General features: G+C 71.1%; 12 protein-coding genes and 1 pseudogene. 4 read left to right on the plus strand and 9 right to left on the minus strand.

The features are described 5' to 3' along the window. Positions 1-8 precede the first annotated feature (8 nt). The 8 genes from ASD33_RS12905 to ASD33_RS12940 form a co-directional block, all read right to left on the minus strand. Positions 9-1,070, minus strand: coding sequence for an NAD-dependent epimerase/dehydratase family protein (locus tag ASD33_RS12905; RefSeq protein WP_079044742.1), 1,062 nt, complete (start codon positions 1,068-1,070; stop codon positions 9-11). Next, on the minus strand, positions 1,064-2,494 hold the full coding sequence (locus ASD33_RS12910; protein WP_056558067.1) for an aspartate aminotransferase family protein: 1,431 nt from the start codon (positions 2,492-2,494) through the stop codon (positions 1,064-1,066). Before ASD33_RS12910 ends, ASD33_RS12905 begins: the two co-directional genes overlap by 7 nt. Then, complete coding sequence (locus tag ASD33_RS12915) at positions 2,491-3,489, minus strand: lysylphosphatidylglycerol synthase domain-containing protein (RefSeq protein ID WP_056558069.1); 999 nt, start codon at positions 3,487-3,489, stop codon at positions 2,491-2,493. Before ASD33_RS12915 ends, ASD33_RS12910 begins: the two co-directional genes overlap by 4 nt. Then, positions 3,486-4,448 (minus strand): UbiA prenyltransferase family protein, encoded by a 963-nt coding sequence (locus ASD33_RS12920; protein ID WP_056558071.1) that lies wholly within the window; start codon positions 4,446-4,448, stop codon positions 3,486-3,488. Before ASD33_RS12920 ends, ASD33_RS12915 begins: the two co-directional genes overlap by 4 nt. 40 nt (positions 4,449-4,488) lie before the next feature. Next, positions 4,489-5,514: a glycosyltransferase family A protein gene (locus tag ASD33_RS12925; protein ID WP_056558073.1), complete on the minus strand. Its 1,026-nt coding sequence runs from the start codon at positions 5,512-5,514 to the stop codon at positions 4,489-4,491. A gap of 132 nt (positions 5,515-5,646) precedes the next feature. Next, positions 5,647-5,925 carry a hypothetical protein gene (locus ASD33_RS12930; protein ID WP_056558075.1) on the minus strand — a complete coding sequence of 93 codons (279 nt, stop codon included), beginning with the start codon at positions 5,923-5,925 and terminating at the stop codon, positions 5,647-5,649. Positions 5,926-5,951: 26 nt separating this feature from the next. Then, positions 5,952-6,149, minus strand: a complete 198-nt coding sequence (locus ASD33_RS12935; RefSeq protein WP_056558077.1) for a hypothetical protein — start codon at positions 6,147-6,149, stop codon at positions 5,952-5,954. 324 nt (positions 6,150-6,473) lie between these two features. After that, the gene (locus ASD33_RS12940; RefSeq protein ID WP_056558080.1) at positions 6,474-7,238 is read right to left on the minus strand and encodes a GntR family transcriptional regulator; all 765 of its coding nucleotides are present in this window, start codon (positions 7,236-7,238) and stop codon (positions 6,474-6,476) included. Between the two features lie 285 nt (positions 7,239-7,523). Between ASD33_RS12940 and ASD33_RS12945 the strand changes: the two genes are divergently transcribed. From ASD33_RS12945 to ASD33_RS12960, 4 genes are all read left to right on the plus strand, one after another. Further along, complete coding sequence (locus ASD33_RS12945) at positions 7,524-8,819, plus strand: extracellular solute-binding protein (RefSeq protein ID WP_056558082.1); 1,296 nt, start codon at positions 7,524-7,526, stop codon at positions 8,817-8,819. A gap of 137 nt (positions 8,820-8,956) precedes the next feature. Beyond that, complete coding sequence (locus tag ASD33_RS12950; protein ID WP_079044743.1) at positions 8,957-9,979, plus strand: sugar ABC transporter permease; 1,023 nt, start codon at positions 8,957-8,959, stop codon at positions 9,977-9,979. Positions 9,980-10,005: 26 nt separating this feature from the next. Continuing rightward, positions 10,006-10,842 carry a carbohydrate ABC transporter permease gene (locus ASD33_RS12955; RefSeq protein ID WP_056558088.1) on the plus strand — a complete coding sequence of 279 codons (837 nt, stop codon included), beginning with the start codon at positions 10,006-10,008 and terminating at the stop codon, positions 10,840-10,842. Positions 10,843-10,851: 9 nt separating this feature from the next. After that, the gene (locus ASD33_RS12960; protein ID WP_056558083.1) at positions 10,852-12,375 is read left to right on the plus strand and encodes a glycoside hydrolase family 3 protein; all 1,524 of its coding nucleotides are present in this window, start codon (positions 10,852-10,854) and stop codon (positions 12,373-12,375) included. 100 nt (positions 12,376-12,475) lie between these two features. Here the strand turns inward: ASD33_RS12960 and ASD33_RS34115 are convergent. Then, a pseudogene (locus ASD33_RS34115) lies at positions 12,476-12,610 on the minus strand (glucosamine-6-phosphate deaminase); the annotation flags it as partial.

A 12,610-nucleotide genomic window follows, 5' to 3' on the forward strand; every position in this document is an offset into this window, starting at 1 on the left:
CGGTTCTCCTAGAAAAGGACCTTGGCGAGGGAGAGGGCCCCCTGCCGCCACGGTTCGACACTGGTGACGCCCTCGCTCTTCCTCGCGGGGCGGGCGCCCGCCGGGGGCGCGGTGCGCCGCTGCTCCCGCCACCAGGCGTAGGTGCGCAGGATCGCGTCCCGGTTGGAGTACCGCGGCCGGAAGCCGAGGACCTCCCGCGCCTTGTCGGTGGAGACGAAGCTGTCGTCGAGGAGCTTGTGGAGCAGGCGCCCGTAGACCGGGGAGAGCCCGGAGCGCTGGAGCAGGCTGAGCGCGGCCAGGGCCGGCTTCGCGGGCAGCGAGCGGACCTTCTTGCCGTGGCCGGCCGCGTCCAGGACGGCCTGGAAGTCCTCGCGTATCGTGCCGAACTCGGTCGCGCCGAGGTTGAAGGTGTCGTCGGCGCGCTCGGCCGGCGCGTGCATCGCGGTCACGACCGCGTCGACCAGGTCGGCCACGTCGAACATCTGGATGCGGACGTCGCCCCGGCCCAGGACCGGGAAGTTCCGGCCCTCCTCGGCCCACTCGAAGAGCATCGCGAACAGCCCCATCCGGCCCGGCCCGAGGAAGGTCTTGGGCCGCAGGACCGGTACGCACATCCCGCGGCCGCGGAAGTGCTCGGCGACCTCCTCGGCCTCCGCCTTCGCGGCGCTGTACGTGTCGACCGGCTCGCGCGGGTACTCCTCCGGCGTCGGCACCACCTTCGGCAGCCCGTACACGGCGGTCGAGGAGATGTGCACGACCCGGGGCACGGCGTTCGCCTCGGCGGCCGTCAGGACCGCCTCCGTACCGCCGACGATCACCGAGCGGATCATGTCGGCCGGGTAGCTCGGCAGGGCGGCGGCGCAGTGCACCACCACGTCCGCGTCGGCCGTCGCCCGCTTCATCACGACCGCGTCCCGGACGTCGGAGACGGTGTGCGTCAGGTTCGCGTGCTCGGTGCGCGGGGCCCGCAGGTCCACGCAGTGCACCTGCCGGCCCTCGTCGAGCAGCCGGTCGATCAGCGTCGAACCGAGCATGCCGGCACCGCCGGTCACCACAATGCGCTCTACCACAGCGACGACACCTTCTCCTTGACGAAACGGGTGAGCAGACGGGGCAGACCCTGGGCGAGGGTCTTGTCGAGGGCGTCCAGGAAGAACTCGACCTCGTGGGGTTCGGCGACCAGCGAGGGGGCGACCATCAGCGGGTTGTCGCCGTTGAGCGTGTAGTACGTGTAGATGCCGTGGTCCCGGTACAGCGCGTTGACCACCGACGAGGTGATGAGCTTGGTGCGGAAGCGCGGGTCCTTCGTCATCGCGCCCGGCACCAGCTTCGTGACCAGCTCAAGGATCTTGGGGCCCTTGTGCAGGAAGACCCCGTGGAGGGCGCCGTGGCCGCGCACCTCCGCCACCACGTCCGGGTACTCCTTCGCGATCCGCTCCAGACCGGGGGCGAGGATCCGCTCGATGTCCCGGGCGCGGGCCGGATAGTCGTCCTCCACGGCCACGTTGACCGCCTCGATCGCGGTGACCGCCTCCTCGCCGAAGCCGTAGTAGGTGGTCGACGTCGACTGGAGCAGGGCGTCCGTGAGGTTGTCGTAGGCCTTGCGGAAGACCGGCTCGCGGGCGACGAAGGCGGAGATGGAGGACTTGCCGCCGCCGAAGGACTTCGAGGTGGTGAGGATGTCGGGGACCAGGCCCTCGTACCGCATGAAGTGGAAGAGGGTGCCGGTCTTGCCCCAGCCGGTGTAGATCTCGTCGAAGAGCAGCACGATGTCCTCGGCGGTGCACAGCTCCCGCAGTCCGCGCAGGAACTCCTCCGAGCACTCGTTCATCGTGGACGCCGACAGCGGCTCGATGAGGATCGCGTACACGTCCGACTCGCCCTTGGCGGTACGGAGTTCGGCGACCAGCTTCCGGACCGAGTCGAGGTCCCCGTACCGGAAGATCCCCACGCCGGGGATGCCCGGGAACTGGAAACCGGACTGGTTCTGGCCGGTCAGACTGCCCGAGCCGAGCAGCTTGCCGTGGAAGGAGATGTCGGCCCGCAGCACCCGGGAGCGCCGGCCGCCGTGGAACTTGTACGCCAGCTTGACCGCGCCCTCGACCGCCTCCGCACCGGAGTTGGGGAAGAACGACATGTTCAGGTCGCCGGGCAGCAGCTCCGCCAGGTTGTGGCCGAGGGCCGCGACGTACGGCGAGAAGTAGGTCTTGTGGACCTCCATGCTCCTGCGCTCCTGGAAGCGCTGCCGGGCGGCGAGGATCCGGGGGTGGTTGTGGCCGTGGTTGAGGACCCCGACGCCCCCGGTGAAGTCGAGCACGCGGCGGCCGTCGCGCTGGGTGATCCAGACGCCCTCGGCGCTCTCGACGAGCTCCTGGCCGAAGCCGAAGGAGGTCATCAGGGAGACCTGGCTCTTGTTGACGTGGTCCTTGTAGAGGCCGTGGACCTGCTTGGTCGTCAGCGACTCGCAGTCGTCGACGCTGTAGAGGGCGGTCATGTCCGTTCCTTCGGGTCGGTGGGGGAGCGGCGGGGAAGGGTCAGGAGGAGGGCGGCGCCGCCGACGAGGACCTCGCTGAGCGTGCACACCACCCGGCTGGCGACGGCGACGGCGGTCGCCTCCTGCCAGGGCAGTACGGCGGTCAGGGCGAGCAGCAGCAGGGCCTCGCGGGCGCCCCAGCCGTCCGGCAGCACCACCACGAGGCTGGCGGCGGCGGTGGCCAGGGCGAAGCCGCCCACGCAGACCGGCAGGGCGGTCAGCGGCGGGGCGCCGAGCATCACGGCCAGCGCCCACAGGTGCAGTCCGCCCACCGCCCAGGAGGCGGTGGCGGAGGCCATGGCCCGCCGCATGCCCCGGTCGCTCGCCCGGGTCCCCGGGGCGGGCCGCCGGGCCAGCCGGGCGGCGGCGGAGGCCAGGCGGTGGAGCAGCCCGGGCCGTACGGCGAAGGCGAGGGTGACCGCGCCCGGCAGCAGCAGCCACCAGGCCTCGGCGCCGATCGTCCACGGCGCGGCGAGCGGGCCGACGGCGAGACCGGTGAGGACGGCCACGATCAGGTTGAGCAGGAACACGGCGAGCACGACCGGCGCGGGGACTCCCGCCGCTCCGCCCATCCGCAGCTGGGCGAGTACGCCCCAGACGGCGCCCGGCACGTACTTGCCGAGGTAGGAGGTGAAGTAGATCCGGGTGGCCGTCCGGCCCGGCACCCCCGGACCCAGGTCGGCGAGGAGGGTCCGCCAGGTGGCCATCGAGAAGAGGACGGCGAGGGCGTTCGCGGCGAGAGCCACGAGGAGGTACGGCACGGAGTCGGGCCGCAGGACGAGCGCGGCGAGCTCGCCGGCCCGGCCGTACAGGGCGACGGCGATGCCGGTGACGACGGCGACGGGGAAGAGGACGGGCAGGGCGCGGCGGAGGAGACCGGGTTTCGGCGGGGTGGCGGCTGAGGCCGCCTCCTCCGCGGGCGCCGTCTCCGCGGCCGCGGCGGTGGTGAGCGTCATGATCCGAGGTGGCTGAGCGGCCACGCGCCGGCGAGCAGCGCCGACCACAGGACGGCGTTGGAGACGGTCATCCGGTCGCTGAAGAGGGCGCGCGAGGGGTTGCCGCCACCCGAGTCGACCACCAGCAGCTGGAGGTAGCGGGCGAGTCCGAACAGCGCGAACGGCGCGGTGAGCACCGCGACCAGCGGACCGTGCGGGCCGAACGCCGGGCTGCCCTGCACGTGCAGGACGTAGCTGACCGCCGTGAGCACCGCCGTGAAGGCGAGCAGCTGGTCGAGGAAGCCGAGGGTGTAGCCGCGCAGCGCGGGCCGGTGCAGCACTCCGCCGACCGCCATCTCGTGGCGCCGCTTGCCGAGGATCAGCAGCAGACAGAGCGAGAAGACGCAGAGGGCGAGCCAGCTCGGCACCGGGTTCCCCGAGGCCAGGCAGCCCTGCGCGAGCCGCAGGACGAAGCCGAGGGCGACGATGAACACATCGAGCAGGGGCACGTGCTTGAGGCCCTTGCTGTACGCGGCGTTGAGTGCGACGTACGCGGCGACCGGCCACCAGTCCACGAGCGCGGCCGTGCCGGTGAGGACCGTCAGACCGACCGTGGCCGCGAGGAGCGCGGCGAGCGCGGCGGCGAAGGAGACGGCGGTCGCCACCCCGATCCGGCCGGCGGCGATCGGCCGGTGCCGCTTCTCCGGGTGCCGCCGGTCGCGGTCCCGGTCACCGAGGTCGTTGACCAGGTAGATCAGCGCGGAGGCGAGGGTGAAGACACCGATCGCGGCCAGGGCGCCGCCGAACGCGGCACCGTCGAGCCGGGGCGCGCCGAGCAGTCCGAGGGGGACGACGACCAGGTTCTTCGTCCACTGGTGGGGCCGGACGAGGGCGGTGAGGTCGGCGAGACGACTGGGGGGACGGGAGGCCGGCGGGCGGACCGCCGGTGCCTCTCGGCCGGTGAGCGTGGGCGTGGCCATGGACGTACTCCTGTGGGGAGGGTCGTGGTCGTACGGAAGGTCATGCGGAGGTCGTGGGGGTGGCGGCGGGCGCCGGGCGGCGGCGCACGCTGGGCCCGAAGTCCGGCTCCGTCAGCCAGCGCACGGCGCCCCGGGCCGCGCCGAGCACGATCGCCTGGTGGAGCACGAAGTGGACGGCGGTGAAGTACAGGAGGAACCCGGGGCCCCGGGCCCGCAGCGCGAACCGGCTGAGCCCCGGATCGGCGCAGGCGAAGAGCAGCGCGCACAGCGCGGGGACCAGCAGCAGCCAGGGGGTGAGCAGGCCGAGCGCCAGCGTGGGCAGGGTGAGCGCGGCCGCGAGGACGCCGAGCGGTCGGTTGGCGGTGAGACCGCCCTCCCGCAGCTGCCCGAGCGCGGCGATCAGCAGCTGGGAGCGCCGGTACTGCTCCGAGAGCATCGCCCCGAGCCGGTCGACGTCGTCGTGCCGGCCGCGGATCGCCTCGGTCATCCGGATGCGGTGGGTCCGGACGAGCCGGCCGCTGTACTCGACGTCCTCCGAGTCGCGGAGGTTCTCGTCGAAGGGGCCGGTCGCCTCGAAGACGTCCTTGCGGATCGCGCCGAGGGCGAAGAAGGCGGTGCGGACCTCGCCGACGGCGCGGCGGCGCCAGAAGTGGGCGTGCAGGGCGTGGTAGCGCTCCACCGGCCCGTCGTCGAAGAGCGGCTCGGGGTCGAGCACCCCGTGGACGCAGCCGAGGCCGGGGTCGTCCCCGAGCAGGTCGACGGCGTGGGCGAGGGCCTCGGGGTGGAGGGCGGTGTCGGAGTCGAGGAAGAAGAGGACCTCGCCGCGGGCGGCGGCGGCCCCCATGTTCCGGGCGGCGGACACCCCGCGGTTGTGGGGGTTGGCGATCAGGACGACGTCGAACCCGCGGGCGACGTCCCGGGACCGGTCCGTGCTGGCGTCGTCGACGACGATGACGTCGAGCGGGGCGTGGGTCTGGGCGAAGACCGAGGTCAGACAGGCGTGGAGGGTCTTCTCGTAGTTGTAGTTGGGGATGATGACGGACACGCTGGGCCGGGCCCTGGGCATGGGGGTTCCTTGGGTTCCGTGAGGTGGGGGCTCGCCGCGGGGCTCATGGGGCGGTGGGGGCCTGGGCCTGTGTGCCGGATCGGGCCCTCGTGGAGCGGCGGCGGGGCTGCGCGGGGCGGGGGCAGTGGGGCTTCACAGCCGCCGGAAGTCCGCGATGCGGTGGCGGGAGAGTGCGGGGGACTGGCCGAGGAGGAGCCGGCAGAGCAGCAGCGCGTGGCCCACGGCCTCGATCTCGTCGGGGCCGCCGACGTACAGGGCGAGGCGGACCGACCGGTCGAGGACCAGTGCCCGTGCGGACTCGAAGCGGTCCTGCGGACGGGCGAGGCGGTGCAGCGTCTCGACGAGTTCGGCGGCGGACGGGGCCGGTGGGGGGTCGGTGTCCGGTGCGGGTTCGTCGTCCGGTGCCCTCATCGAGACGCCGATGAGGTAGATGACGATCAGCCCCAGGAGAACCCGTTGTCGCTGTCGGTGGCCGGCGTCGTCACCGTCACGTCCTGCGCGGTGACGCTCGTGGCGGCGGGCGCCGGCTGGGCGGCGAGGACGACGGCGAGCGCGGCGGTGGCGGGGACGAGCAGGGCGAGGACGGGACGGACCTGAATGCGGGCGAACGGGGCGAAACGGGCGGCGCTGAGCATGGCGGAACTGCCTTCCTGGCGATGCGGATCGAGGCTGTCGGGGGAGGTCTCCCGGCGCCGCTCCCGGGCTCTGCCGGGCGGCTTCGACAGGTCCAAGACTGGCCCGGCCGAGGGGCCCTGTCACCGGATTCCGGCTGGCGCCAACCGCGTGGCCGTTTGGAGCCAGTCGGTACGCCCGCCCGCCGCGCGCCGCTGACCTGGGCGTACCCGGGGGGCGTCACGTTCCTGCCAGGCGGAAGGTGCCGGGCGCCCGTCATCTCCCGTACGGCCCGGAATCACCCGGTCCGGCCCGCGGGGTGCGTWCGGCGTGGGGGAGGGGACGGCTCAGCCGTTGGGGCGCTTCAGGCGCGCCACGAACTTGTACCGGTCGCCCCGGTAGACCGACCGCACCCACTCCACCGGCTCGCCCTGGGCGTCCACGGAGTGGCGGGAGAGCATCAGCATCGGCAGGCCGACATCCGTGCCGAGCAGCCCGGCCTCGCGCGGGGTGGCCAGGGAGGTCTCGATGGTCTCCTCGGCCTCGGCGAGGTGCACGTCGTACACCTCGGCGAGCGCCGTGTACAACGAGGTGTACTTCACGAGCGAGCGGCGCAGCGCGGGGAAGCGCTTCGCCGACAGGTGGGTGGTCTCGATCGCCATCGGCTCACCGCTCGCGAGGCGCAGGCGCTCGATGCGGAGCACCCGGCCGCCGGCCGTGATGTCGAGCAGCCCGGCGAGGGTGTCGTCGGCCGTGACGTACCCGATGTCGAGAAGCTGCGAGGTGGGTTCGAGGCCCTGGGCACGCATGTCCTCCGTGTAGGAGGTGAGTTGCAGGGCCTGGGAGACCTTGGGCTTGGCCACGAACGTGCCCTTGCCCTGGATGCGCTCCAGGCGGCCCTCGACGACCAGCTCCTGCAGGGCCTGGCGCACGGTGGTGCGCGAGGTGTCGAACTCGGCGGCGAGCGTGCGCTCGGGCGGGACCGGCGTGCCGGGCGGCAGGGTCTCCGTCATGTCGAGCAAATGCCGCTTCAGTCGGTAGTACTTGGGCACGCGCGCGGTACGGGTGGGTGCCCCACCTTCCGTCTCCGTGCTGCCCGCGTCCGTGGCCATGGCCTGCCTTCCCGACTCCTGTGCTGCTGCCGTCACCGGCTCCTCCGTCTGTCGCGGCTCACATGGTGGCACGGACCGGTCACGGGTCGTCGCCCTCCCTCAGGTGTCGGTCCGATAACGGACGCGACTGCCCTTCTTATACACCCTTGACACCCCTAAAGGTCTAGGCCAAGCTCCGGGTACTGGTCTAAACCATTAAAGACCAGGTCCCAGCCCCACGAGCACTACCTGACGTATGTCTTCGCGCGGTGGGCAGGGGTTGCAGGCATCCCTGAGGAGGGTGGCGTGAAGCGCAAGCTCATCGCGGCGATCGGCGTCGCGGGCATGATGGTCTCTATCGCTGCATGTGGTTCCGACAGCGACACGGGCAAGGACGGCGCCAAGGCGACGGCCGGGGGCGACAAGACCCTGACCGTCTGGGTCATGGACGGTTCCGCTCCGGACACCTGGATGGCCGAGGTGAACAAGGCCTTCGAGGCCAAGCACCCGGGCGTCAAGGTCAAGGTCGAGAAGCAGATCTGGAACGGCATCCAGGAGAAGGTCACCACCGCTCTCTCCGAGGACACCCCGCCGGACGTTCTGGAGCTCGGCAACACGCAGACGGCCGGCTACGCCGTCACGGGCGGCCTCGCCGACCTGAGCGGTGACAAGGCCACGCTGGGCTACGACGCCTGGAACAAGGGCATGGTCGCCTCCAACGAGCTGGACGGCAAGCTGTACTCCGCTCCGTGGTACGCCGCCAACCGCGTCGTCGTCTACGACAAGGCCGCCTTCAAGAAGGCCGGTGTCACCCCGCCGAAGACCCGCGCCGAGTGGATCGACGGTCTGAAGAAGCTCAAGGCGTCCGACCCGAAGTCGCAGGCGATCTACCTGCCGGGTCAGAGCTGGTACGTCCTCGCCGGTCTCATCTGGGACGAGGGCAGCGACCTCGCGGTCAAGGACGGCGACAAGTGGAAGGGCAACCTGTCCTCCCCCGAGGCCGTCAACGCCATGAACTTCTACAAGGAGCTGGCGTCCTACTCCACCGCTCCGAAGGACAAGGACGAGGCGACCCCGCAGCAGTCGACCGACGTCGTCCCGAAGGGTGGCGTCTCCTCCTGGATCGGTCTCGGCTGGGAGGCCGGCGGCGCGATCGACGCCATGAAGAAGGCCGGCAAGACCGCCGACTTCGGCTACTTCCCGATCCCGGGCAAGACCGCCGACAAGCCGGGCTCCGTCTTCCTCGGCGGCTCGAACCTCGCCATCGCCGAGCGCTCCAAGAACAAGGACCTCGCGAAGGAGTGGCTGGCCCTCGCCGCCGGCAAGGACTTCATGACGAAGTACGCCGCCGCCACGGAGGGTGCGCTGCTCCCGAACACGGACGCCGCGCAGTTCAAGCCCGCCGCCGGCTCCTTCGCCGAGGCCATGGCCCTCTCCTCCGCCTCCGGCAAGGTCACCCCGGTCACCCCGGGCTGGGCGAACGTCGAGACCGCCCCGAACCCGATCAAGGACTACATGACCAAGGTCCTGAAGGGTGAGGACGCCAAGAAGGCCGCCGAGGCGGCCGACAAGGTCATCAACGAGCGCATCAACCAGCAGTAATCCGTAGCCCGGTGGTGCGGCCGGTGACGCACCGGCCGCACCACCGGCGCTTTGCTGAAAAGCAGTGATCAGCGGCCCGCTCCCCCGGGCCGTGCCCCGGTGGGCGCGGGAGCCCCAGAACCGCGAGGAAATAGACCATGACCGTGGACTCCCAGGGGACGGCGACCGCCGGTCCCCAGGACGCGCCCGGGAGGGCGGCAGGGAAGTCTCAGACTCCGCCACCCCCTTCCGGCCCGAAGGAAGTCCTTCAGCGTCCGCGCGGCAGACGCTCCCTGCCCGGCGGGCTGCTGCCGTACCTGCTCGTCGCGCCGGCCCTGTTGTCCATGGCGGTGCTGCTGCTCTACCCGCTGATCCGCAATGTGATCCTCTCCTTCCAGCAGATCAACCGGAAGGAATTCATCACCCGCGAGTCGGTCTGGATCGGCTTCGACAACTACAAGGACCTGCTCGCCGACCCGGACTTCTGGACCGTCGTCGTCCGGAGCATCGTCTTCACCGCCGTCAACGTCGTCCTCATCATGGCGATCGGCACCGGCATCGGCCTGCTGCTCAACCGCCTCGGCAAGAAGATGCGACTGCTCCTCTCGCTGGCCCTGATGTTCGCCTGGGCCATGCCGATCGTCGCCTCCGTCACGGTCTTCCGCTGGCTCTTCGACGAGCAGTTCGGCGTCGTGAACTGGCTGATGCGCACGCTCGGCTTCGCCGGCTACGAGCAGCACAACTGGTTCGAGACCGGCTTCTCCACCCTCGTCATCATCCTCATCCTGCTCGTCTGGGGCTCCGTCCCGTTCGTCGCCCTCAACATGTACGCCGCCCTGACCACCGTCGGGACCGAGCTGTACGAGGCGGCCAAGATGGACGGCGCCAGCGGCTGGCGGACCTTCTGGGCCGTGGTCTTCCCGAACCTGAAGTCCTTCTTCATGATCACCACGTTCCTGGAGATCATCTGGATCTTCAAGGCGTTCGCGCAGGTCTACGCGATGAACCTGGGCGGCCCCGACCGAGGCTCCGAGACGCTCCCCGTCTTCGCCTACATCGAAGGCGTCGGCCAGTTCCACTACGGTGTCGCCGCCGCCATCTCCATCCTGACGATCGTGATGCTCATCGCGGTCATGTCCTTCTACTTCCGCCTGATCCTGAAGCAGGAGGAGGAGCTGTGAGCACCACCACCCAGACTCCGCAGAAGCTGCGCACCAGGAAGCCGCTCACGGTCGGCACGGTCGCCAAGAACGTCAGCGCCCTCGTGCTCGCGGTGGTGTTCGTCTTCCCCGTCTACTGGATGTTCTCGTCCTCGCTGAAGCCGCAGCACGAGATCATGACGAAGGACCCCGTCTTCGTCTTCACGCCGACGCTGGAGAACTACACGACGGCCACCGGCGTCGACCTGTTCTGGACGTACGTCACCAACAGCCTCACGGTCACCATCGGCGCCGTACTCCTGGCCCTCCTGGTCGCCCTCGCCGCGAGCTTCGCCATCGCCCGCATGCGGTTCAAGGGACGCAAGGGCATCGTCCTCATCGTGATGCTGGCGCAGATGGCCCCCTGGGAGGTCATGGTCATCGCGATGTACATGATCTCCCGTGAGAACGACATGCTGAACAGCATCCCGATGCTCACGCTCATCTACTTCGTGATGGTCCTCCCCTTCACCATCTGGACCCTGCGCGGCTTCATCGCCGCCGTCCCGGTCGAGCTGGAGGAGGCCGCCCAGATCGACGGCTGCACCCGGGCCCAGGCCTTCCGCAAGGTGATCTTCCCGCTCCTCGCCCCCGGCCTGATGTCGACCTCGCTCTTCGGCTTCATCACCGCCTGGAACGAGTTCGCCATGATCCTCATGCTGAACAAGGACAAGGAGTCGCAGACCCTGACGCTCTGGCTGACCCAGTTCCAGACCGCGTTCGGCAGCGACTGGGGCGCCACCATGGCCGCCTCCACGCTCTTCGCGCTGCCCGTCCTCATCGTCTTCCTCTTCCTCCAGCGCAAGGCCGTCGGCGGCATGACCGCCGGCGCGGTGAAGGGATAACGGCTCCCCATGACCACACTCGTACACGGCGCGGACACCCTGACCCGTGACGCGCTCACGGTGCTCCAGCCCGGCTTCGTCGGCACCACCGCGCCCGACTGGCTGCTCCGCCGCATCGGCGAGGGACTGTCCTCGGTCGGTCTCTTCGGCCGGAACATCGTCGCCCCCGAGCAGCTCGCCGCGCTCACCGCGCAGCTGCGGGCCGAGCGGGACGACGTCCTCGTCGCCATCGACGAGGAGGGCGGCGACGTCACCCGCCTGGAGGTCAAGCAGGGGTCGTCGTTCCCCGGCAACTACGCCCTCGGCAGCGTGGACGACGTCGAGCTCACCCGGGCCGTGGCCCGCGAGCTCGGCCGCCGGCTCGCCCGGTGCGGCGTCGACCTCAACTGGGCGCCGTCCGCCGACGTCAACTCCAACGCCGAGAACCCGGTCATCGGCGTCCGGTCCTTCGGTCCGGACCCGGACCTGGTCGCCCGGCACACCGTGGCGTACGTCGACGGCCTCCAGGGCGTCGGTGTCGCGGCCTGCACCAAGCACTTCCCCGGACACGGCGACACGAACGTGGATTCCCACGACGCGCTGCCCCGGATCGATGTGGACCTCGCCACACTGCACGCCCGTGAGCTGGTACCTTTCCGCGCCGCCATCGCCGCGGGTACCAAAGCGGTCATGAGCGCGCATATCCTGCTCTCCGCGCTCGACCCGAACCGTCCGGCCACCCTGAGCCCGCAGATCCTCACCGGTCTGCTGCGCCAGGAGCTGGGCTTCGAGGGCCTGATCGTCACCGACGGCATGGAGATGCAGGCCGTCGCGGCGACGTACGGCATCGAGCGCGGATCCGTCCTCGCCATCGCCGCGGGCGCCGACGCCATCTGCGTCGGCGGCGGGCTGTGCGACGAGGACACCGTGCTGCAGCTGCGCGACGCGCTGGTGAACGCGGTACGGACCGGTGAACTGCCCGAGGAGCGGCTGGCCGACGCCGCGGCGCGCGTGCGCGCCCTGGCGTCCTGGACCCAGGCGCACCGGGCCAGGGGGGCTGAATCGGTGCCGGGCGCGGCAGTGCAGGAGGGGACCGCGCCCGGCGCCGACATCGGACTCGTCGCCGCCCGCCGGGCCCTCAAGGTGACCCGCGGGGACCGGCCGTACACGCCGGTGGCCGACGCTCCCTACGTGGCCTCCTTCACCCCCGTCGCCAACTTCGCGGTGGGCGACGAGACGCCCTGGGGCGTCGCGGCCGAGCTGGACCGGCTGCTGCCCGGTACGGAGACCGGCTCCTACGCCGACTCCTCCGTGGACGCCGTCCTCGCCGCCGCGGGGGAGCGGCGGATCGTGGCGGTCGTCCGCGACGTCCACCGCCACCCCTGGATGGGTGCGGCCCTGGACGGCCTCGTCGCGGCCCGCCCCGACACGGTCGTGGTCGAGATGGGCCTCAACGAGTCGGAGCCCCGCGGGGCCCTGCACATCGCCACCCACGGCGCGGCCCGGGTCTGCGGCCGTGCCGCCGCCGAGGCCGTCGTCGGCACCTGCGCCTGACCGCCGCTCCGGCGGGCGTACGCGAAGGGGCCCGGCACCTGAACAGGTGCCGGGCCCCTTCGCCGTGACCGCGGCGCGGTCACCGGGGGTTCCGGGCGGTTCAGATGCCCTGCCAGGCGGGCTTGTTGGCGAAGGTGTGGCGGAAGTAGTCCGCGAGCTTCAGCTTGGAGGCGGCGGCCTCGTCCACCACGACCGTGGCGTGCGGGTGCAGCTGGAGCGCGGAGGCCGGCACGAG

The sequence above is a fragment of the Streptomyces sp. Root1304 genome, from assembly GCF_001426405.1.
Lineage (GTDB): Bacteria > Actinomycetota > Actinomycetes > Streptomycetales > Streptomycetaceae > Streptomyces.